The 22,373-nt window shown below is 54.6% G+C and carries 21 protein-coding genes and 1 tRNA gene; 8 read left to right on the top strand and 14 right to left on the bottom strand.

The genetic code is table 11. The annotated features are described in order from the left end of the window. The first annotated feature begins 179 nt into the window (after positions 1-179). Positions 180-1,196, top strand: a complete 1,017-nt coding sequence (gene galR, locus ACLW56_RS05585) for an HTH-type transcriptional regulator GalR (protein ID WP_330982817.1) — start codon at positions 180-182, stop codon at positions 1,194-1,196. On the opposite strand, the gene ACLW56_RS05580 is transcribed toward galR, so the two are convergent. Next, positions 1,184-1,636, bottom strand: coding sequence for a GNAT family N-acetyltransferase (locus tag ACLW56_RS05580; protein ID WP_330982816.1), 453 nt, complete (start codon positions 1,634-1,636; stop codon positions 1,184-1,186). The two genes, galR and ACLW56_RS05580, sit on opposite strands and share 13 nt — an antisense overlap. A gap of 241 nt (positions 1,637-1,877) precedes the next feature. On the opposite strand from ACLW56_RS05580, the gene ACLW56_RS05575 reads away from it, so the two are divergent. Beyond that, on the top strand, positions 1,878-2,912 hold the full coding sequence (locus tag ACLW56_RS05575; protein ID WP_330982815.1) for a LacI family DNA-binding transcriptional regulator: 1,035 nt from the start codon (positions 1,878-1,880) through the stop codon (positions 2,910-2,912). Here ACLW56_RS05575 and lysA read toward each other — a convergent pair. Continuing rightward, positions 2,882-4,144, bottom strand: a complete 1,263-nt coding sequence (gene lysA / locus ACLW56_RS05570; RefSeq protein ID WP_330982814.1) for a diaminopimelate decarboxylase — start codon at positions 4,142-4,144, stop codon at positions 2,882-2,884. The genes ACLW56_RS05575 and lysA overlap by 31 nt on opposite strands. 119 nt (positions 4,145-4,263) lie before the next feature. On the opposite strand from lysA, the gene ACLW56_RS05565 reads away from it, so the two are divergent. Then, on the top strand, positions 4,264-5,190 hold the full coding sequence (locus tag ACLW56_RS05565; RefSeq protein ID WP_330982813.1) for a LysR family transcriptional regulator: 927 nt from the start codon (positions 4,264-4,266) through the stop codon (positions 5,188-5,190). Here the strand turns inward: ACLW56_RS05565 and ACLW56_RS05560 are convergent. The 5 genes from ACLW56_RS05560 to ACLW56_RS05540 form a co-directional block, all read right to left on the bottom strand. Next, the gene (locus tag ACLW56_RS05560) at positions 5,177-5,869 is read right to left on the bottom strand and encodes an aspartate/glutamate racemase (RefSeq protein WP_330982812.1); all 693 of its coding nucleotides are present in this window, start codon (positions 5,867-5,869) and stop codon (positions 5,177-5,179) included. The genes ACLW56_RS05565 and ACLW56_RS05560 overlap by 14 nt on opposite strands. Before the next feature lie 183 nt (positions 5,870-6,052). Further along, complete coding sequence (gene wzz(fepE) / locus ACLW56_RS05555; RefSeq protein WP_330982811.1) at positions 6,053-7,189, bottom strand: LPS O-antigen length regulator Wzz(fepE); 1,137 nt, start codon at positions 7,187-7,189, stop codon at positions 6,053-6,055. Between the two features lie 330 nt (positions 7,190-7,519). Then, positions 7,520-8,281 (bottom strand): 2-dehydro-3-deoxy-D-gluconate 5-dehydrogenase KduD, encoded by a 762-nt coding sequence (kduD, locus tag ACLW56_RS05550; protein WP_330982810.1) that lies wholly within the window; start codon positions 8,279-8,281, stop codon positions 7,520-7,522. 60 nt (positions 8,282-8,341) lie between these two features. After that, positions 8,342-9,178, bottom strand: coding sequence for a 5-dehydro-4-deoxy-D-glucuronate isomerase (kduI, locus tag ACLW56_RS05545; RefSeq protein ID WP_330982809.1), 837 nt, complete (start codon positions 9,176-9,178; stop codon positions 8,342-8,344). 456 nt (positions 9,179-9,634) lie between these two features. Next, positions 9,635-10,816, bottom strand: coding sequence for an acetyl-CoA C-acetyltransferase (locus ACLW56_RS05540; protein ID WP_330982808.1), 1,182 nt, complete (start codon positions 10,814-10,816; stop codon positions 9,635-9,637). 247 nt (positions 10,817-11,063) lie between these two features. Between ACLW56_RS05540 and ACLW56_RS05535 the strand changes: the two genes are divergently transcribed. From ACLW56_RS05535 to ACLW56_RS05515, 5 genes are all read left to right on the top strand, one after another. Next, the gene (locus ACLW56_RS05535) at positions 11,064-11,942 is read left to right on the top strand and encodes an aldo/keto reductase family oxidoreductase (RefSeq protein WP_330982807.1); all 879 of its coding nucleotides are present in this window, start codon (positions 11,064-11,066) and stop codon (positions 11,940-11,942) included. Between the two features lie 128 nt (positions 11,943-12,070). After that, positions 12,071-12,631 (top strand): peroxiredoxin, encoded by a 561-nt coding sequence (locus ACLW56_RS05530; protein ID WP_330982806.1) that lies wholly within the window; start codon positions 12,071-12,073, stop codon positions 12,629-12,631. Positions 12,632-12,650: 19 nt separating this feature from the next. Next, complete coding sequence (locus ACLW56_RS05525) at positions 12,651-13,883, top strand: protein-disulfide reductase DsbD family protein (protein ID WP_330982805.1); 1,233 nt, start codon at positions 12,651-12,653, stop codon at positions 13,881-13,883. A 54-nt stretch (positions 13,884-13,937) separates the two neighbouring features. Beyond that, positions 13,938-14,507, top strand: coding sequence for a sigma-70 family RNA polymerase sigma factor (locus ACLW56_RS05520; protein ID WP_330982804.1), 570 nt, complete (start codon positions 13,938-13,940; stop codon positions 14,505-14,507). Next, complete coding sequence (locus tag ACLW56_RS05515; protein ID WP_330982803.1) at positions 14,494-15,120, top strand: DUF1109 domain-containing protein; 627 nt, start codon at positions 14,494-14,496, stop codon at positions 15,118-15,120. Before ACLW56_RS05520 ends, ACLW56_RS05515 begins: the two co-directional genes overlap by 14 nt. Positions 15,121-15,164: 44 nt before the next feature. Here ACLW56_RS05515 and ACLW56_RS05510 read toward each other — a convergent pair. The 7 genes from ACLW56_RS05510 to xerD all read right to left on the bottom strand — a co-directional run bounded on the left by ACLW56_RS05510 (position 15,165) and on the right by xerD (position 22,339). Continuing rightward, positions 15,165-15,238, bottom strand: a tRNA-Gly gene (locus ACLW56_RS05510). Between the two features lie 79 nt (positions 15,239-15,317). Further along, entirely contained in the window at positions 15,318-16,031 is a 714-nt protein-coding gene (gene actS, locus ACLW56_RS05505; protein WP_330982909.1) for an amidase activator ActS, read from the bottom strand. 214 nt (positions 16,032-16,245) lie between these two features. Continuing rightward, complete coding sequence (gene lysS, locus ACLW56_RS05500; RefSeq protein WP_330982802.1) at positions 16,246-17,763, bottom strand: lysine--tRNA ligase; 1,518 nt, start codon at positions 17,761-17,763, stop codon at positions 16,246-16,248. A 9-nt stretch (positions 17,764-17,772) separates the two neighbouring features. Then, positions 17,773-18,871 (bottom strand): peptide chain release factor 2 gene (prfB, locus tag ACLW56_RS05495; protein WP_330982801.1). Its coding sequence is split into 2 segments (ribosomal slippage): positions 17,773-18,795 and positions 18,797-18,871, totalling 1,098 coding nucleotides; the frame shifts between segments, so codons are not numbered across the junction. 90 nt (positions 18,872-18,961) lie between these two features. Continuing rightward, on the bottom strand, positions 18,962-20,695 hold the full coding sequence (gene recJ, locus ACLW56_RS05490; protein WP_330982800.1) for a single-stranded-DNA-specific exonuclease RecJ: 1,734 nt from the start codon (positions 20,693-20,695) through the stop codon (positions 18,962-18,964). 5 nt (positions 20,696-20,700) lie between these two features. After that, positions 20,701-21,414 (bottom strand): bifunctional protein-disulfide isomerase/oxidoreductase DsbC, encoded by a 714-nt coding sequence (gene dsbC / locus ACLW56_RS05485; RefSeq protein WP_330982799.1) that lies wholly within the window; start codon positions 21,412-21,414, stop codon positions 20,701-20,703. A gap of 28 nt (positions 21,415-21,442) precedes the next feature. Then, the gene (xerD, locus tag ACLW56_RS05480; protein WP_330982798.1) at positions 21,443-22,339 is read right to left on the bottom strand and encodes a site-specific tyrosine recombinase XerD; all 897 of its coding nucleotides are present in this window, start codon (positions 22,337-22,339) and stop codon (positions 21,443-21,445) included. Between the last annotated feature and the right edge of the window lie 34 nt (positions 22,340-22,373).

Here is a 22,373-nt window from a genome sequence, read left to right as displayed (position 1 = left end):
AGGTTTGAATTCACCTTTTCCGTTTTCAATTCACCGTGACGTGTTGTGTAACGCATTTACCCAACAGCCTCGTCTGCATCACATTTGCTCACCTTACCTGCCCCTTAACCTTGAACAGCACTGGCTTTTCCGTAACACTGTGAGGTGTGTAACCGTTTTCCCTCTAAAGAAGGCATGATATGGCGACAATAAAGGATGTGGCCCGGTTGGCTGGTGTTTCAGTCGCCACCGTTTCCCGAGTGATTAACAACTCTCCGAAAGCCAGCGATGCCTCACGCCAGGCGGTGTTTGCCGCTATGGAGACATTAAGCTATCACCCTAACGCCAACGCCCGCGCGCTGGCTCAGCAGTCTACCGAAACCGTCGGCCTGGTGGTCGGTGATGTTTCCGATCCGTTTTTTGGTGCCATGGTCAAAGCCGTGGAGCAAGTGGCCTATCACACCGGTAATTTTTTGCTGATTGGTAATGGCTACCACAACGAGAAAAAAGAGCGTCAGGCCATCGAGCAATTGATTCGCCACCGTTGTGCAGCGCTCGTTGTGCACGCCAAAGTGCTGCCGGACGAAGAGCTTGCCGGGCTGATGAAACACATTCCGGGCATGGTGCTGATCAACCGCATTCTGCCGGGTTACGAAAAGCGCTGCGTGGCGCTGGATGACCGCTACGGTGCGTGGCTTGCGACTCGCCATCTGATTCAGCAGGGCCACACTAAAATTGGCTATCTCTGCTCTAATCACGCCATTTCTGATGCAGAAGACCGCTTACAGGGCTATTACGACGCGTTAAAAGAGAGCGGCCTGCCTTGTAACGAAAGACTGGTGACCTTCGGCGAACCGGACGAGAGCGGCGGTGAACAAGCGATGACGGAGTTGCTTGGGCGCGGCAGAAACTTTACCGCGGTGGCATGCTACAACGATTCGATGGCAGCCGGTGCGATGGGCGTGCTGAACGACAATGGCATTGACGTGCCGGGCGAGATTTCACTGATTGGCTTCGACGATGTTCTGATTTCGCGCTACGTGCGCCCGCGTCTGACCACCGTTCGTTATCCGATTGTCACCATGGCGACACAGGCCGCAGAGCTGGCGTTAGCGCTGGCAGAAAAGCGCCCTTTGCCGGAAATTACGCACCTGTTTAGCCCTACTCTGGTGCGTCGCCATTCGGTGATTGCCCTGACGGAAACTCAGAGCTCGTAACGGTACAGATGCACGGTGGTGGCAGGATATTCAATGCCATCGCCGAGGTACTGCCAGCCAAAACGCTCATAAAAATCGCGGCAGGCCGAATAGAGGTGGAGCTGCGAATAGCCCTTTTCACGCGCATACTGAATCACATGTTCCTGCAACTGCCCTGCCAGCCCTTGCCCACGCACAGATTCGTCGACATACAAAGCCGCCATCCACGGGAACAGATCCTGACGGCTGATAAGATCACAACGCCATAAGCCAACGGTTGCCAGCAATGCGTCACCTTCTGTCATCACGAAGGTCAGCGGCAACGCATCCGGTTTCTGGCTGTGCTCAATAATGCTGGCGAAAAATTCACGTGGCATTGCCACACCGCCAAAGGCTTGCCATAGCCAGTCCGTAACCTGCCGCGCATGCTGTGGCACGGCATAAAGAGGCTGGATCTTCACATCAATGTCCCCTGAACAACCCTAATCATGACGGTTACACGCACTCTGCCGTAAACCGGCGACCAGTGTAGCAAAAATGTCGTAGCCCACAGAAGCACCGCGCACAGGTGTCTTACGACGACTTCTGCCGCCATCGGCTGCTAAAAGCGTGATCGCGATAGTTATTTGTAACGAACGGAGAGGATATGCCCCTGATTGTCTGTGATAAACTGCGGCAATCATGTGGCATCAGGAATGAACAATGGCAACAATGCTGGATGTCTCACTACGCGCTGGCGTGTCGAAAGCGACCGTCTCCCGCGTATTGAACGGCACAGGTCAGGTAAAAGAGAGCACCCGCAAGCAGGTGTATAAAGCCATGGAAGAGCTGGGCTATCGTCCCAACTTTTTGGCGCGCTCGCTGGCCAATCGAACAAGCAACAGCATTGGGTTGGTGGTCTCCACCTTCGACGGCTTTTACTTCGGTCGCCTGCTGCAGCAAGCTTCTCGCCAGACAGAAACCCACGGTAAACAACTGATTGTCACCGACGGCCACGACACGCCTGAACGCGAAGAACAAGCGGTGCAAATGCTGGCCGACAGGCAGTGCGATGCCATCGTGCTCTACACCCGCTTTATGAGCGAAAAGGCGATCATGAAGCTGATTAACTCGATAGCCATGCCGGTCGTGGTGATTAACCGGGACGTCAGCCAGATGCGCGATCGCTGCGTGTTCTTCGAACAACAAGATGCCGCCTTTCAGGCCGTCGATTACCTGATTTCGCAAGGCCACCGGGACATCGCCTGTATCACCGTGCCCATCCACACGCCGACCGGCAAAACGCGTTTGCAGGGTTATCGTAATGCTCTGGAAAAACACGGGATCGCGTGGGACCCAAACAAAGTGAAATACGGGGATTCCGGCATGACGCGCGGCTATGAACTGTGCCAACAGCTGTTGGATGAAAAAGTCAGCTTCAGCGCGCTGTTTGCCTGTAATGATGATATGGCGTTAGGGGCGTCGAAGGCGCTGCATCAGGCGGGGCTGAAAATCCCTCAGGATATTTCGCTGTTTGGCTTTGATGATGCCCCCAGCGCGAAATGGCTCGAACCGGGGCTTTCAACCGTCTATCTGCCTATCGACAACATGATAACCACCGCTATCGATCAGGCGATCAAACTGGCCAACGGCCAACCGATTGAAACGCTGCCGCCGTTTACCGGCAAGCTGGTCCTGCGCGAATCGGTGACCACTGGCCCTTATTATCAGAACGCTTCCAGCGCCAGCAATTCCTGAATCGTCTGACGACGGCGAATCAGGCGAGCGCTGCCGTTGTCATACAGCACTTCTGGCAGCAGCGGGCGGCTGTTGTAGTTGGAAGACATTGAGGCACCGTACGCCCCGGTGTCATGCAGCACCAGATAATCGCCCGACACCACCTGCGGCAGTTCGCGTGTTTCCACTTTCCCGCCTTCTTGTTGCGTAAAGACATCACCAGATTCACATAACGGCCCAGCCACGACGGTATCCACCAACGGAGACTGACTCAGGTCTCGCCCGTCCGCAGCCAGCGCGCTGATGTGGTGATAGCTGCCGTACATCGAAGGACGCATTAAATCGTTAAACCCGGCGTCGATCAGCACAAAGTGGCGACTGCCCATGTTTTTCACACTGCGAACCTGCGCTACCAGCACACCGGATTCCGCCACCAGGAAGCGACCCGGCTCGATTTCCAGTTTCACTGAATGGCCTAAATGTTTCGCAATCTGTTCGCGAGCAGCATTCCACAGGCCAAAGTAGTGATTGGTATCGATAGTTTCTTCCCCGAAGCGGTAAGGAATGGATAACCCGCCGCCCGCAGAGATGGCCTCAAGATCCTGGCCGAATTCGACAACCTGACGCACCATCGCGCCACAAACCTGTTCCAGATGGCCATAATCCACGCCAGAACCGATGTGCATATGAATGCCGACCAGTTTCAGCTTATAGCGTTGAATCACTTCCAGCGCCTGCGGCAGGTCGCTATACCAGATGCCGTGTTTGCTGTTTTCACCACCAGTATTGGTTTTCTGACTGTGCCCATGACCAAAACCTGGGTTCACACGCAGCCACACGCGATGCCCCGGCGACACTTCACCAAGCTGAGCCAGCATGTCCACCGCTCCTGCATTCACAGGAATGTTCAGTTCACTGACGCGAGCGAGTGTCGCTTCGTCAATCATATCGGCGGTAAAGACGATATCATCCGGATGCGTCGCCGGATTGTATCCTGCGGCCAGCGCACGCTCGATTTCACCCAGTGACACCGAATCCACCTTCACGCCCTGCTCACGCATTAAACGCAGAATATGAATGTTGGAGCAGGCTTTTTGCGCAAAGCGAACCACGTCGAACTGGCTCAGTTGAGCAATCTGCTGGCGAATAATGGCCGCATCATACACCCAGACCGGGCAGCCAAATTCGGCTGGCAGGCGTAACAGGTTTTCCGCGTTGAGGGCTGTATCAGTGTTAGTCAGTGGGCGTGGCATGGTGAACTCCGTCTTTTTCTCTGCCTTGATTACGCCACAGTGAATACCGAATAAAAAATATCGTTTTTTCGACACTTCATGCAAAATTGATATGGATAACGTCAGGAAAGGAATACGCCATGCCTGCGGTAAATTTACGCCACATCGAAATCTTTCATGCTGTGATGACCACCGGCAACGTCACCGAAGCAGCAGCGCTGTTGCACACCTCGCAGCCGACGGTCAGCCGGGAGCTCGCACGGTTTGAAAAAGTGCTGGGGTTAAAGCTGTTTGAGCGCAGTCGCGGGCGGCTGCATCCTACCGTTCAGGGTTTGCGGTTGTTTGAAGAAGTGCAGCGCTCCTGGTACGGGCTGGACCGCATTGTGAGCGCGGCGGAAAGCCTGCGGGAATTTCGCCAGGGCGAACTCTCCGTGGTCTGTCTGCCCGTCTTTTCGCAGTCCTTTTTGCCAGCGTTGCTGCAACCTTTCCTCGCTCGCTACCCGGAAGTGAGTCTGCAAATTGTTCCGCAGGAATCGCCGCTGCTCGAAGAGTGGCTGTCTGCGCAACGTCACGATCTTGGGCTCACTGAAACGCTGCATACGCCGCCCGGCACCGAACGCACGCCCTTACTCAGCATGAATGAAGTCTGCGTTCTGCCCGCCAGCCATCCGCTTGCGCAGAAAACGGTACTCACACCGCAAGATTTTGAAGGGGAGAACTACATCAGCCTGTCGCGTACGGACAGCTACCGGCAGTTGCTTGATAACCTGTTTAGCGAGCATCAGGTGCGGAGAAGAATGGTGGTGGAAACTCACAGCGCGGCGTCAATTTGCGCCATGGTGCGTGCGGGGGCGGGCATTTCAGTGGTTAACCCGTTTACCGCACTGGAATACGCCGCCACGGGCATTGCTATCCGTCGCTTTAGTGTCGATGTGCCGTTTACGGTGAGCCTGATCCGGCCGTTGCACCGGCCAGGATCGGCATTAGTGGATGCCTTTGTCAGTCATCTGCAAAGCAGTTTGCCGACGATCGTCACCCCCCTGGAAGCGCTGCTCAGGAAAGCATAAAGTCCACGGCATCAGAGGCATGAAGCGCGGCTGTATCAAACACCGGCACCGGGCAACGTTCGGCAGGTACCAGCAGGCCAATTTCGGTGCAGCCAAAAATAACGCCTTCAGCGCCTTCTGCCACCAGCCGTTCAATGACCTGTAAATATTCCTGACGGGAAGTCTCGCTAAACGTGCCAAGGCACAGCTCTTCGAAGATGATTTGGTTGATTCGCGCGCGTTCATCGGCATTAGGGATAAGCAAATTCAGCGAGAATTCCTGCTCCAGACGCCCGCGGTAGAACTCCTGCTCCATGGTGTAGCGTGTGCCCAACAGCGCGACATTGCGCAGCTTTTGCTTCTCAATCGCACGCCCTGTTGCATCCGCGATGTGCAAAAAAGGCACCTGACAACGGGATTCAATCTGTGAGGCCACTTTGTGCATGGTGTTAGTGCAAAGCACGATCCCTTCCGCACCGATGCTTTCCAGCGAGGCCGCCGCGTTCGCGAGGATCTCCCCGGCCTTTTCCCATTCACCCGAAGCCTGACAGGCTTCAATCTCATGGAAATCAACGCTGTGCATCAGGATCTTCGCCGAGTGCAGGCCGCCCAGGCGCTGCTTGATGCCTTCATTAATCAGACGGTAATAAGGAATGGTGGATTCCCAGCTCATGCCGGCAAGTAGACCAATGGTTTTCATGGACTGTCCTTTGAACGTGTTTTCCACAGTGAACCAGAGTTGGGATTAACTTTCCACTTCTGATCTCAACGAAAGAGACAGGTATGCGCTGGAGAGAGGTGCGGTGAACAAGGGCCGTTGAGGGCGGATCTCAGGCACATAAAAAGAAGATAAGTTATTCTTTTTATGTGCTTTATTGGAGAATTACAGCGCAGGTTCTTCGAGCAGCAACATAGCCCGGCGCGACTCACGCGCACTTTGCAGTAAAACCGTTCCACAGGCTATTGCCCCGCCCAGCAGCGCAGCCAGCAGAATAATAAGCGACTTCCCTGGACCATCCTTTTTAATAGGAAGTGAGGGTTCAAGCTGATAATTAACCACGGGAAAGTCAACATCCGTAATATTTAACGATTCTAACTGTTTCAACAAATACTCACGATTGAGAATATCCGCATTCAATTCAGAAACATCTTTAATCGACTTTTCAATTTCGAGTTTTTTATTGATCCCTTCAGTGCCCAGGGTGACGGAAAAATCGGGATCATCTTTAATCATTTGCCCATTGCTGTACACCGGCTTATTGATGCCAGCAGCTTGTGCAACCTGCAAAGAATAATTCAGACGCTTAATTTTGGTGTCTTTCGCATTCTCCAGTTGCGCACGATCAAGTTCCAGACGCTGTTTTTCGGTCTGTAGCTTCATGGTCACGTTTTCATGGAGATTGGTCATGGTCTGTTTCACCACTTCCGCGCTGACGAATTTGATGTAGCCCGCCAGAATCGCTTGCGCTTCTGCCGCATCCGGGCCAGTAAAAGAGAGCGTCCAGGAGTTATACAGCGCGTAGTTCTCTTTTTTGTTGCTGGCATCGTCAACCGCTTTCATCCGTTCGGCGATGGTCACGACCGCACGATGAAGCTCAATCGGATCGACATCAATCTCTCTCCGCGGATTCATTAGCTCAGGTGAAGATTTTATGTACTCTTCCAGCAACACAGAGGAGTTAAACTTTTTGATAAATAAATTAAACAGCTCAGTACTGTCGCTTTTATTGTCGACACCGAGCACTCTCATCGTGGTAAGTAGCGTGTTGAGTGGCATTAACTGTGTGCGCTCCGCTGGCGTGATAACGGCGCTGCTGGTCCATTTTTGCGGCAACAGCAGCGAAACAGCCAGGCCGGCAAAGGCAAACCCAAGAACAAAAGCGAGGATGCGTTTGTGGGCACTCCACAACACGTCCAGTAGTACCAGGAGATCAATATCTTGCCCGGTAGAGAAAGATTGTGCGGGAACAGAAGGCGCGATCGTGACGACCTTTGGGGGCTTGATATCCATAGTTGACATGATGATTTCGTCAGTGCAGGTTAACGTTATTTTTCGCTAATATAGCCCCATAAGAAGATTCTGAAAACATTTTATTTTGTTAATCACATAACCAGGAATTCTCATGGTCTTCATTCAGAAAAAATGCTAAATGCTCAAATTCCCGCAAAAGATCCCACCTAATTGCGGAGTTGATTAAAAACGCTTTATCATTTATGCCGGTAGATCCGTTATCACCCACTAAATAAAAGGTCTAGCCATATTTAATTCACATTAAGCATGGAAAAATATTAGTCTTTTTACGTATAAAAAACCCCGCCGGAACAGGGTTTTTGTCCCAGCTTGATGGGGTTAGCGGGCTAGCCAGCCGCCGTCCACCGCCACAGTGTAGCCATTGATGTAGTCTGAAGCAGGAGATGCCAGGAACACCACTGGCCCCATCAGATCGCTCGGCAAGCCCCAACGCCCGGCCGGAATACGATCCAGAATTTCGGCGCTACGCTGTTCATCAGCACGCAGCTGTTGGGTGTTGTTGGTCGCCATATATCCCGGCGCAATCGCGTTGACGTTGATGCCGTGTTTTGCCCACTCGTTCGCCAGCAAACGGGTCACGCCCATCACGCCGCTTTTCGACGCAGTATAAGAGGGAACGCGAATTCCACCCTGGAAGGAGAGCATCGAGGCGATGTTGATAATTTTGCCGCCCTTGCCCTGGCTGATGAAGTGTTTCGCTGCCGCCTGAGACATGAAGAACACCGCTTTGATGTTCAGGTTCATCACATCGTCCCAATCCTTCTCGCTAAATTCGATAGCGTCCTGGCGACGAATCAAACCGGCGTTGTTGACCAGAATATCGATATGGCCAAATTCGGCGACAGCACGTTCCAGTAGTTGCGGAATACCGTCGATATTGCGCAGGTCAGCCGTCAGGCTAAGGAAACGACGACCGCGAGCGGTCACCTGCTCAATGGTTTCGGTGGGTTCAACGATGTTGATACCAACGATGTCACAGCCGGCTTCCGCCAGGCCAATGGCCATGCCCTGACCCAGACCGGTATCGCATCCGGAAACCACGGCAACTTTGCCTGCCAGTGAAAATGTATCGAGAATCATAAACAATCCTTACTCATTTGACGCCTGTACCGGACAGGCAAAGGGTTTCGCTGCCCGCAACTAGCGCAGATCTTTAACAGCGACGTGGTCCATATCATCGAAGACCTGGTTCTCACCGACCATGCCCCAGATAAAGGTGTAGGCCTGAGTGCCCACGCCAGAGTGAATCGACCAGCTCGGCGAAATGACCGCCTGCTCGTTGTGCATCACGATATGGCGCGTTTCCTGCGGTTGGCCCATCATGTGGAACACGCAGGCGTCGTCGGCCATATTGAAGTAGAAATAGACTTCCATGCGGCGTTCATGGGTATGGCACGGCATGGTGTTCCACAGGTTGCCTGGCGCCAGTTCAGTCAGGCCCATGCTGAGCTGACAGGTTTCCAGCACGTCCGGAACGAAGTATTTATTGATGGTGCGACGGTTGCTGGTGATGTTGTCGCCAAGCGTGACCGGGGCAACATCCGCAGGGGTGACTTTTTTGGTCGGGAAGGTGGTGTGTGCCGGGGCGCAGTTGTAGTAAAACTTCGCGGGTTTCGTGGTATCGATGCTGGCGAACACCACTTCTTTCGCCCCTTTCCCGACGTACAGGGCATCGCGATGGCCGATTTCATAGCATTTGCCATCGACTGTGATGGTGCCCGGACCGCCGATGTTAATCACACCCAGCTCACGACGCTCAAGGAAGTCGCTCACGCCAAGCTGTTTGCCCACTTCTCCGCCGACAGAGACCGTTTTTGCCACCGGCATGATGCCGCCCACAATAATGCGATCGATGTGGCTGTACACCATGGTGTATTCATCGGCGACAAACACCTTCTCAACCAAAAACTCGTTGCGCAGCCCTTGCGTATCCAGCGTCTTAGCGTGCGCGCTGTGGATGCTTTGTCTGATGTCCACGTAAACCTCCAGCATAAGTTTCATTTTGAAAAGCAGTTTCGCTTTTCTGTTGAAAACATCTTATGCCTCCCACTGGTGGTTTTCAATGATAAATAAAACATCGTTTCATTTTTTATGCTAATAAATACCAGAAATGCAAAACCGATCACGTTACGGGCTTGATTTCACGCCACGAATGAGCACTTATATTGTTTAATAACAATGAGTTATAAAATATTTGAATTACGATACAGAAGAGGGGGTAACCGCGCAGAAAAACGAAGAAAGGGTGGATTTCAGCAAACAAAAAGGCCCCCTTTGCAGGATAACACCGTTAGTTTAAGACCGAGATATCCGGGGCGACCACCGGGTTTGGCGTCCCTCCGGGAACCAAATCCCGGAGTTTCCCCTAATTCATTGGCTTAAGTGAACGGCATTACCCTTTGCAGGAGGCCTCACGAGATAAACATCTCAGGACTATTCGCGTTCAACCGCCAGCGCCACGCCTTGTCCACCGCCGATGCACAATGTCGCCAGCCCTTTGCGGGCATCGCGTTTGATCATCTCATGCACCAGCGACACCAAAATACGGCAGCCGGACGCGCCAATCGGATGGCCCAATGCAATCGCGCCGCCGTTAACGTTGACGCGCTTTTCGTCCCATTCGAGCACCTTGCCGACGGAAATAGCCTGTGCCGCGAAAGCTTCATTGGCTTCAATCAAGTCAACATCGCCAAGCTGCCAGCCCACGCGCTCAAGACAACGGCGTGTCGCATAAACCGGCGCAATCCCCATCAGTGCAGGATCGACACCCACGCTGGCAAAGGCCCGAATGCGCGCCAGAATCGGCAAATTCAGCTCCAGCGCTCGTGATTCACTCATCATCATCACCGCCGCCGCGCCATCGTTTATCGATGAGGCGTTACCCGCCGTCACTGAACCCAGCGTATCAAACGCGGGCATCAGGCGAGCGAGCCCTTCGGCGCTGGCATCGGTTCGCGGCTGTTCGTCGGTGTCGACAACCTGAGTCAGACCGTTTTTCTGGACATTCACAACCGGGACAATTTCATCCCGGAAGCGCCCGGAATCGATCGCACGTCGCGCTTTTTGCTGTGAGCTAAGCGCCCAGGCATCCTGTAACTCGCGGGTAATGCCGTATTCTCGCGCCAGATTTTCCGCCGTCACGCCCATATGATAATCGTTGAAAGCATCCCACAGCCCGTCATGCACAAGGCTGTCGATAAGCTGGCTGTTGCCCAGTCGTGCCCCTGTCCTGCTGTCTGTCAGCACGTGAGGCGCGCGGCTCATGTTTTCCTGGCCACCGGCGATAACCACATCGGCTTCACCACACTGAATCGCCTGAGTCGCAAGATGCAGCGCTTTCAGGCCTGAGCCGCAGACGTCATTAATGGTAATGGCAGAAACCGTGTTCGGCAGGCCGCCTTTGATGGCCGACTGTCGGGCAGGGTTTTGCCCGGCACCCGCCGTCAGCACCTGGCCGAGAATCACTTCATCGACGGCAAAAGGGTCAATGCCGGTTCGCTCGACCAGCGCTTTCACCACCACACTGCCCAACTCCACGGCGGTGAAGCGCGATAACGCGCCCTGAAAACAGCCTATGGGGGTTCTTACTGCACCTACGATTACGACGTCTTTCATCCCGACCTCAGCGCACATTAACCGCACTATAGTAGAGTATTGTTATCAACTATTATCGCAATTGTTTACAAAAAGTGAGATTAATCACAAAGCAATTCGCTGTCATTTAACATTCATTGGGCAATATTTCACTGGAGACATTACTACTTTGCGCTTACAGGCCGCACATTCCGTTAAACTTTCTTCGCTTCCTTCCTCGCTTAACCGGTTTACACTTAGCCGGTTAAGCCATTATGAGGAAACAGTTATGTCCAGCGTTAAACAGTCCGGCAGTTTTACTCTCGGCGATCGTGATGTGTATCGCCTTGGCTATGGAGCGATGCAGTTGGCGGGGCCTGGCGTGTTTGGCCCTCCTAAAGATCCAGAGAGGGCAGTGAAAGTGCTGCAGGCGGTGCTTGAAGCTGGCGTGAACCATATCGACACCTCTGATTTTTACGGGCCGCATGTCACCAACCAAATCATCAAAAAGGCACTTCACCCGTATCCGAAAGAGCTGACAATTGTCACCAAAGTCAGCGCACGTCGCGATGAACAAGGCAACTGGCTGCCGGCCATGTCTGCCCCGGAACTCACTTCCGCAGTGGAAGACAACCTGCGTAACCTGGGTCTCGATGTGCTGGATGTGGTGAATCTGCGCAGCATGATCAGCGCTCACGGCCCGGCAGAAGGCTCGCTGGAAGAACCGCTGGAAACACTGATTAAGCTGAAAGAAAGAGGGTTGATCCGCCATATCGGGATGAGCAACGTCACCGAAAAGCAGGTGGAAGATAGCCTGAAAATGACCGATATCGTCTGCGTGCAGAACTTCTATAACGTGGCAAATCGCCATGACGATAAGCTTATCGACATGCTGGCGACGAAGAATATCGCCTATGTGCCGTTCTTCCCGCTGGGTGGCTTCACGCCGTTGCAGTCTCAGGATATCAACGACATTGCCGCTACTCTGAACGCCACGCCGATGCAGGTTGCACTGGCATGGCTGCTGCAACGTTCGCCTAATATCCTGCTGATCCCAGGCACGTCTTCGCTGAAGCATCTGGAAGAGAACCTGGCCGCAGCTGCGTTACCCCTTCCGAAAGAGGCGCTCGACGTGTTGAACAACCTGCCGCAGGCTGCTCAGCACTGATCCCCGAAACAGTATCCCGGCATCCGTCGGGATACTGCCTAAAAAAAAATTTCTCAGCAGCGAAACCTTTTCCCTCCACGCAACGAACTGTGTAAGAAACCCCTTTCCTTACACAAGTGGAGCTCACCATGATTGCTGTTAAACATCGCTTCTCGCTGCTGGCTACTGCCGCTCTTGGTTTCTCTCTGATGGCTTTCAACGCCGCCGCCGCGCTGCCTGTGGGTGCCAGCGCACCTGACTTCAAGCTCGACGCCGCGCTCGCCGGTAAACCGATGACCTTCTCACTTCAGCAGGCGCTGCAAAAAGGCCCGGTCGTGCTCTACTTCTTCCCGGCGGCGTTCACCAAAGGCTGTACGCTGGAAGCGCATGACTTTGCTGAAGCGACTGATGATTTCAAAAAGCTGGGCGCAACGGTGATTGGCGTGACCGCGGGAAACGTGGATCAGGTTGGGAAATTCTCCCAGCTTGAGTGCCGTAATAAGTTTGCTGTCGCCGCAGACCCGGGTGCCAAAGTCGCTGCGGAGTATCAAACCCAAATGCAGATGGGCGGCAAAACGCTCTCTGACCGCACGTCTTATGTGATTGCTCCTGACGGTAAGATCCTGCTGAGCTACACCGACCGTAATCCGGATGCTCACATCCAGAAAACGATGGATGCGGTGAAACAGTACGCCCAGTCACACTCCTGATAGCAAACAGAGACAGCTTATGTTGACTGCCATGCTCGCCGCCTTTTTAGGCGGCATTATTCTCAACTTCATGCCGTGCGTGTTTCCCGTGGTGTCGTTGAAAGCCTTCGGGTTGCTGCGACACGATGGCGATACGGCAAGCGCCCGCAGTGAAGGTCTGGCGTTTTTGCTTGGGGTTGTCGTCACGATGATGGCGCTGGCGGCGGTGCTGCTTGCCGCACGCGCGGGCGGGAATGCGGTTGGCTGGGGATTTCAGCTTCAGTCGCCGTTGGTTATCTCGATTCTGGCGCTGGTTATCCTCGGCGCAGCGCTCAATATGCTGGGTGTATTTGAAGTTGGCCTGTCACTCCAGCGAGCCGGAGAGCTTTCTATCGGTCGCGGAGCGTTCGTCCGTTCCGCGCTGACGGGTGCGCTGGCGATCATCGTCGCCACGCCCTGCTCGGCTCCGTTTATGGCGGGCGCTATTGGCTACGCTCTGGTACAACCGCCCGCTGTCGCGCTGGCGATTTTCTTTGCGCTGGCGCTGGGCTTTGCTGCGCCCTTCACGCTGATCTCACTTTTCCCTGCTCTTGCGCGCCGCCTACCGCGCCCCGGAGCCTGGATGAGCGTGCTGAAAAAAGGCCTCGCCTTCCCGATGTTTGGGGCCTACGCCTGGCTGGTTTGGGTGCTCGCACAACAAGCAGGGATGACGGCACTTGCCACGCTGCTCGCCGGGTCGGTTATCGTCAGCTTTGCGGCATGGATTTATGGCATGGCGCAACAGCGCCAACTGGCTGGTCGTGGCTACCGCGTGATGTATTCAGTCACTGCGGCGCTTCTTCTGCTGGTGCTGGTGCCGTTGCCCGGGGTGATGAAACCCGCCGCCAACGCAGATATCGCGCAGAATGCTCAGCAGCCCGCCCCTATCAAATGGACGCCGCAGACAGTGGCTGAACAACGCGGGCACGGCAAAGCCATTTTCGTGAACTTCACCGCGTCCTGGTGCATCACCTGTCAGGTGAACGACAAAACTTCGCTCTCCACCCAGGCGGTGAAAGAGGCGATGGCGAAAACGGGCACGCTGTATATGGTGGCAGATTCGACTAAATTTAATGCGGATGTTGATGACGCGCTAAGCCAGTTTGGTCAGGGCGGATTGCCCCTGTATGTGGTTTATCCTGCCGATGGCAGCGCGCCAACGGTTTTACCGCAGGTATTAACCCCAACCATCGTGGTGAATGCCCTCAATCAGGCTGCCGGTAAAAAGGCGTGACGACCGCAAAGGTTGCGCGCCTGAGCGTTCCGGTGCGACGCAGCAAGGCGGTTTATGAGTAATCCGGCAGTTCCGCGCGAACAATGGCCTGAGTATATGACCCGCGCACAGGCAGGCGATCAGCAGGCGTATGCACGCCTGCTGCATACCCTGGTACCGGTTATTCGGGCGCTGGCGCGCAAGCAAATGGACGACGAGGCGCTGATTGAGGATGTCATTCAGGATGTGCTGCTGACCCTGCATCGGGTGCGCCACACCTACGATCCGGGCTGTCCGTTTCTGCCGTGGTTGATGGCGATTGCTCAGGCTCGGAGCGTGGACGCGCTACGGCGACAAGGGCGCTTTACCCGGCGAGAAGTCACTGAAGATGAGCAAGCGTTAAACATGGCAGATCCCACGCTTGTTCAGAATGCAGAACAGCGTGAATCACGGGAAGAGTTGTACGGTTTTCTCAGCCAGTTGCCCTCACGTCAGCGTCAGATTGTGGAAAGCATTCACCTTCAGGAGATGAGCCTGGCGGAGGCCGCGAAGGAGAGCAACCTGAGTATTCCGGCGGTGAAGTCGTTGTTACATCGGGCGTTGAGCAATCTGCGCCGTTTTGGAGCCAGTCATGGAAAATCATGAGGCCTTAATTCAAAAATTGAGCCGTGCAGCTCAACCCGTCAAACGCCCGTTACCCGTTGGCTTGCGAGTCGTCAGTTGGATGTTGATGGCGCTTAGCGCAGGCGCTCTGGCGAGTCTTTTGCTGGAGAGAAGCGCCACCGACTGGACACAACCTGGCGCGGGATGGGCGATTGCGCAGCTAGTGCTCGTCTTCGCCACAGGTTTGCTCGCCATCGGTGCCGCGTTCACCGGCAGCATCGCAGGCCGTCGCCCCTTATCCGCACGCTGGTTAGTCGCGCTTGCTGTGATTTGGTTCATCGCCGTAGGCATGAGTCTGAGTCAACACCCGCTATCTGCGGGAAGCCTGCACGACACCCACTGCTACACCTTTATGGTCACCGTCAGCGCACCGATGATTGCGCTGGTGCTGGGCTTTTTACGCCGCACCCGCACACTCACTCCATTCCGCAGCCTGACATTAGCCGGAACAGGTGTCGCCTGCATGGCGCTGACGCTGCTGGCATTCTGTCATCCGGTGCATCTGCATCCGGAAGATTTCCTGATGCATGTCGCGGCAATAGTGACGATCGTGGCGGCGACAGTGGCTTTGGGGTGGCGCTGGGTAAGGGTTTGAAAAAAATCAGATAAAAATAGCGCTGGGTGGGATCAGAAGGATTTTGGAGCGGGCGAAGGGAATCGAACCCTCGTATGCAGCTTGGGAAGCTGCCGTTCTACCATTGAACTACGCCCGCAAAGACGTGAGAGGGCATTATAAACCTAACACCCTCTCTGGCAAGCCTTTGGATTGCTGACTGGCGAAAAAAACGCCTTTTAACACTTGGGCTTACTGCCCTGCGGTGGCAGATAACGCAGCGGATCGATAGCCGTTGCGCGATAGCGAATCTGGAAGTGCAGCTTCACGGAGTCGGTATCGGAGCTACCCATCGTAGCAATCTGCTGGCCGATTTTCACTGACTGACCATTGTTGACCATCATCTTGTCGTTATGCGCATAAGCGGTGATGTAGTCTTCGCTGTGCTTAATCATGATCAGATTGCCATAACCACGAAGCTGGTTGCCGACATACACCACTTTCCCCGCGCCGGACGCATAAACAGGCTGCCCGCGTGAACCGGCAATGTCTATCCCTTTATTACCGCCATCGGCGGTGGAATACGGTAACACGACTTTGCCGCTGGTCGGCCAACGCCAGCAGCGCTGCCCAACTGGCGGCCAGGAAGATTGTGGTACGGCTGAAGACGGCGTGACTTTCGCCGTGCGTGTGCTGCTCTTGCCGGAGGATTTTTTGCTGCCGCCTGAACTGCCATTGGTTTTCAGCCGCTGGCCCACTTCAATGGTGTACGGTGGTGAAATGCCATTGAGTCGCGCCAGGTCCCTTACGCTGGTCCCTGTTTTGCGTGAAATCGCGGATAGCGTGTCGCCTCGCTTCACGGTGTAGGTTGAGCCAGAGTCTGATGAGTTACTGGAACAGCCAGCCAGCATCAGGCCTACAATAAGGCAGACGATCAGACGAAAAGTATGAATGTTCAGGCGTCCTGCTGGCAAAACAACTCCTCGGTAAGCGGAATTCGGGATGTCTATGATAGCAGCCCTGGCCCGGTTGCCAATATCCCCTGAGTGTTATCTCTGCGGACCAGGAGATCCTCTGGGGTCCGAATGCGGCCGAATAAAAAAGCCCGGCGCTAAATGCTAACCGGGCTTTCTGAGCAGGACGATAAATGCCCTGACCTGATGGACCTTATTTAACCGGACGCATCGCCGGGAACAGGATCACATCACGGATGGTGTGGCTGTTGGTGAACAGCATCACCATACGGTCGATACCGATACCCAGACCCGCAGTTGGCGGCAGGCCATGTTCCAGCGACGTCACGTAGTCTTCGTCGTAGAACATCGCTTCGTCATCACCGGCTTCTTTCGCGTTCACCTGATCCAGGAAGCGCTGCGCCTGATCTTCTGCATCGTTCAGCTCGCTAAAGCCGTTACCGATTTCACGGCCACCGATGAAGAATTCAAAGCGGTCCGTGATTTCCGGGTTCACGTCATTACGACGAGCCAGCGGAGACACTTCAGCCGGATATTCAGTGATGAAGGTTGGCTGAATCAGATGCGCTTCTGCCACTTCTTCGAAGATCTCCGTTACGGTACGGCCCAGGCCCCAGCTCTTCTCAACTTTGATCCCGATTTCAGCGGCAATGGCTTTCGCGGCATCGAAGTTGTCCAGATCGGCCATGTTGGTTTCCGGACGGTATTTCTTGATAGCTTCACGCATGGTGAGCTTCTCGAACGGTTTGCCGAAATCAAACGTCTGGTCGCCGTAAGGCACTTCGGTTTTGCCCAGAATGTTCTGCGCCAGGGTGCGGAACAGGGATTCGGTCAGTTCGATCAGGTCTTTGTAATCCGCATACGCCATATAGAGTTCCATCATGGTGAACTCTGGGTTGTGACGTACGGAAATACCTTCGTTACGGAAGTTACGGTTGATTTCGAACACACGTTCGAAGCCGCCAACCACCAGACGCTTCAGATACAGTTCCGGCGCAATACGCAGGTACATGTCGAGATCCAGCGCATTGTGATGAGTGATGAACGGACGGGCTGACGCGCCGCCTGGGATCACCTGCATCATTGGGGTTTCCACTTCCATAAAGTCGCGGCCGACCATGAACTGACGGATGCCCGCCAGGATCTGGGAACGCACTTTGAAGGTGTTACGGGATTCGTCGTTGGAGATCAGATCCAGGTAGCGCTGGCGATAGCGAGCTTCCTGATCCTGCAGGCCGTGGAATTTATCCGGCAGCGGGCGCAGCGCTTTAGTCAGCAGACGCAGTTCGGTACAGTGGATTGAGAGCTCGCCGGTTTTGGTTTTAAACAGCTTACCTTTCGCGCCGAGAATATCGCCCAGATCCCACTTTTTGAACTGCTCGTTGTAAATGCCTTCTGACAGATCGTCACGTGCAACATAGAGCTGAATACGGCCGCCCACATCCTGAAGGGTCACGAAAGACGCCTTACCCATAATGCGGCGGGTCATCATACGGCCCGCAACGGTCACTTCAACATTCAGCGCTTCAAGCTCTTCGTTTTCTTTACTGTCGAAGTCAGCGTGCAGTCGGTCGGAGGTGTGGTCGCGACGGAAATCGTTCGGAAAAGCAATGCCCTGCTCACGCAGTGCAGCGAGCTTTTCACGGCGAGATTTCAGTTCGTTATTCAGATCGACGACCGCATCAGCGCCTTGTGCTTGTTGTTCAGACATTTTGGTTCCTCATAACCCTGCTTTCAAACTTGCTTCGATAAATTGATCCAGACTGCCATCAAGCACAGCCTGGGTGTTGCGGGTTTCCACCCCGGTGCGCAGATCTTTGATGCGGGAATCATCCAGCACGTAGGAACGGATCTGGCTACCCCAGCCGATGTCAGACTTGTTGTCTTCCATCGCTTGTTTCTCAGCATTTTTCTTTTGCATTTCCAGTTCATAAAGCTTCGCTTTCATCTGCTTCATGGCCTGATCTTTGTTCTTGTGCTGAGAACGGTCGTTCTGACACTGGGTCACGGTATTGGTTGGAATATGGGTAATACGCACAGCGGATTCAGTACGGTTAACGTGCTGACCACCGGCACCGGAGGCGCGGTATACGTCGATACGCAGATCCGCCGGGTTAATGTCGATATCGATGTCGTCTTCCACTTCCGGGTACACAAACGCGGAGCTGAAAGAGGTGTGGCGGCGACCGCCTGAATCGAACGGGCTTTTACGCACCAGACGGTGAACACCTGTTTCGGTACGCAGCCAGCCGTAGGCGTAATCACCGATGATTTTGATGGTGACGGATTTGAGACCCGCAACTTCGCCTTCAGACTCTTCGATAATTTCGGTTTTGAAGCCACGCGCTTCTGCCCAACGCAGGTACATACGCGTCAGCATGCTTGCCCAGTCTTGCGCTTCAGTACCGCCAGAACCTGCCTGGATGTCGAGATAGCAGTCGGCGCTGTCGTATTCACCAGAGAACATGCGGCGGAATTCGAGCTGCTCCAGCTTCACTTCGAGCTGATCGAGTTCAGCCACGGCTTCGTTGAAGGTTTCTTCATCTTCGGCTTCTACAGCCAGCTCAAGCAGGCCAGAAACATCTTCCAGGCCCTGAGTCATCTGGTCCAGCGTCTCAACGATGGCTTCCAGCGAAGAGCGTTCTTTGCCCAGCGCCTGTGCGCGCTCGGGTTCATTCCAGACGTCCGGCTGTTCCAGCTCGGCGTTTACTTCTTCCAGACGCTCTTTCCTGGCATCATAGTCAAAGATACCCCCTAAGAACGTCAGAGCGCTCCGTGAGGTCCTGAATGCGATTTTTTACCGGATTAATTTCAAACATGGTCGATTATCTTTTCTGGGCTTGTCTAAATGCGGTGATAAGGGCGGGATTTTAACGGATCTCCGCCCTTTTTTATAGCAATTACTGATGCTAAATCGGCCAGATGTTATCAATGATAATTTGCAGGCTGCGGTTGCCGCGAAACTCATTAATGTCGAGCTTGTAGGCCAGTTCCACTTCGCGGACGCCGTTATCCGGCCAGCAGGTGGTATCGACGTTGAACGCAATGCCATCCAGAAGCGGCCCCCCGCCAACAGGTTCCACCATCACTTTCAGATGGCGCTCGCCCACCAGCCGCTGTTGCAGCAGCTTAAAGCGACCATCAAACAGCGGTTCCGGGAACATCTGACCCCACGGGCCAGCATCGCGCAGCATTTGCGCCACGTCCATGGTCATCTCTGCGGCAGACAAAGGCCCGTCAGAAACTATTTCACCCTGCAGCAGTGCCGGGTCCAGCCATTCGGTGACCAGATCGCCAAAGCGCTGCTGGAATTCATCGAACTTCGCTTCTTCCAGCGACAACCCCGCAGCCATCGCATGGCCGCCGAATTTGATCATCATGCCGGGATAAAGCGTGTCCAGACGCTCCAGCGCATCGCGCATATGCAGACCCTGAATCGAACGCCCTGAGCCTTTCAGCGTGCCATCACCCGCCGGGGCAAACGCGATGACCGGGCGGTGAAAACGCTCTTTGATGCGCGAGGCGAGAATACCGACGACACCCTGATGCCACTCGGGGTGATACATCGCCAGACCGCCCGGCAGCGTGTCACTGCTGCGTTCAAGCTTCTCACACAATGTCAGCGCTTCGGCCTGCATGCCCTGCTCAATCTCTTTGCGCGTCTGATTCAGCGCGTCGAGTTCGTTGGCCAGTTGGCGTGCTTCACCGATGTTATCGCTTAGCAGCAGCGCCACGCCGACAGACATATCATCCAGACGACCCGCCGCATTCAAACGCGGGCCTAGTGCAAACCCAAGATCGCTGGCTGCCAGTTTCTGCGCATCACGGTTGGACACTTCCAGCAGCGCTTTGATGCCCGGACGGCACTTTCCGGCACGAATGCGGCTCAGGCCCTGCCACGTCAGAATGCGGTTATTGGCATCCAGCGGCACCACGTCCGCCACCGTACCGAGCGCGACTAAATCCAGCAATTCAGCCAGGTTCGGGATCGCAATGCCCTGAGCCTCAAACCAGCCCTTATCGCGCAAGTGGGAACGGAGCGCGAGCATCAGATAAAACGCCACGCCCACACCCGCAAGGGATTTGGACGGGAAGCAGCACTCGCGCAGATTCGGGTTGATGATGGCTTCAGCCGCTGGCAGCGTGTCACCTGGCAGATGGTGATCGGTGACCAACACCGGGATGCCCAGCTCGTGTGCGCGTTCAACGCCCGCATGAGATGAAATGCCGTTGTCGACCGTCATGATCAGCTGTGCGCCACGCGCATGTGCCTGGTCAACGACTTCCGGGCTCAGGCCATAACCATCTTCAAAACGGTTAGGCACCAGATAGGAGATGTTGCTGCAACCAAGCTGGCGCAAGCCCAATACGCTAAGTGCTGTACTGGTCGCGCCGTCGGCATCGAAATCGCCAACCACAATGATGCGTAGCCCTTCGCGGAAGGCGTTGTAAAGAATGCCGACAGCTTTTTCGACACCGTTCAACTGCTGCCAGGGCAGCATTCCCTTCACGCTACGCTCAAGATCGGCAGCAGAACGAACGCCACGACTGGCGTATAACCGCTGTAACAGGGGCGGTAACTCAGCCGGTAGCTGCGCGGAGTTATCAACCTCTCTGCGGCGAAGTTGGATCTGTTGTTTCACGCCGCTTACTTACTGCTGGTCTGTTTTTTGTGCTCGTCGAGGAACGCTTTCATTTCTTGCGGCCCTTGATAGCCCGGCACGACATAACCATCGTTAAGGACGATGGCCGGTGTGCCGTTCACACCAAACTGCACGCCCAGCGCGTAATGGTTGGCAATGTTGATATCGCAGCTGGCGGCCTGCACACCTTTACCGTTCATCGCATCATCAAAGGCTTTGTTGCGATCTTTGGCACACCAGATGGACTTCATGTCCTGTTCAGCCTGGCTTTGCACGCCCTGCCGCGGGAAGGCCAGATAGCGCACGGTGATCCCCAGCGCGTTGTAATCTTTCATCTCTGCATGCAGCTTATGGCAGTAGCCACAGGTGATGTCCGTGAACACGGTAATCACGTGTTTTTCCTGCGCGGCTTTGTAGACGATCATCTCTTTTTCCAGCCCGTTAAGCTTGCCCACCAGCAGCTTGTTGGTCACGTTGACTGGCGCTGCACCACTCACGTCGTACATTGGGCCCTGGATAATATGTTTGCCGTCTTCGGTGACATACAGCACACCGCTGTTGGTCAGCACGGTTTTCATCCCCGAGACCGGAGAAGACTGAATCTCAGTGCTCTGAACGCCAAGCTTCGCCAGCGACTGCTGAATGGCGGCATCATCAGCATGGGCCACGCCGGACAACGCAGCAGCCAGCAGAGAGAACATCACTAAACCTTTTTTCATAACCTTTCCTGTTGATTCCAATTTCAGCTCACGCCCGTGGGTGATGCTGTTGATGGAGTTGACGCAGCCGCTCCGTAGCGACGTGCGTATAAATCTGAGTGGTTGAAAGGTCACTGTGACCCAGCAACATCTGTACCACACGCAAATCCGCGCCATGGTTGAGTAAATGCGTGGCGAACGCATGGCGCAACACGTGCGGTGACAGCTTGTCGCTGTCGATACCTGCCAGCACTGCGTAATGCTTGATACGATGCCAGAACGTCTGTCGCGTCATTTGCTGCGCCCTTTGGCTGGGGAACAGCACATCAATAGAAACGCCGTTCAGCAGCCACGGGCGACCGTGCTCAAGGTAATTTTCCAGCCAATACACGGCCTCTTCACCGAGCGGGACCAGGCGCTCTTTATTGCCTTTACCGATAACGCGAACCACGCCCTGACGCAGGCTGATATCGCTCATCATCAGGCCAACCAGTTCCGTCACACGCAGCCCGGTAGCATACAGCACTTCGAGCATGGCTTTGTCGCGGAGTTCCAACGGGTTGTCAATTAACGGAGCCTGAAGCAGCCTGTCAACCTGCGCTTCACTGAGATCTTTAGGCAAGCGTTGCGGTAATTTCGGCGACGCGAGCTGAGCACAGGGATCGTCAGATCTCACTTTTTCCCGATACAGGTGCTGAAACAGACGACGCATCGCACTTAAAAAACGCGCCGAACTGGTGGCCTTATAACCTCCTTCAACACGCTCTGCGAGCAACTGCTGCAAATCACTGCCCTGAACGGTTTCTACGCCCAGGTTGCGCTTATGCAGCCACTCGACGAGCATCGTTAAATCACGACGATAGGCGCTGAGCGTGTTCTCGGCGAGGTTTTTCTCAAGCCAAAGCGCATCAAGAAATTGTTCGATTTGTGCGAGATCCTTGTCCACATAGCCTCCAGGAAGCGGCAGTACGGCTCATTAT

Source organism: Pantoea sp. sgz302252 (assembly GCF_047713085.1).
Lineage (GTDB): Bacteria > Pseudomonadota > Gammaproteobacteria > Enterobacterales > Enterobacteriaceae > Scandinavium.
This window is presented reverse-complemented; position numbering and strand designations above follow the sequence as displayed.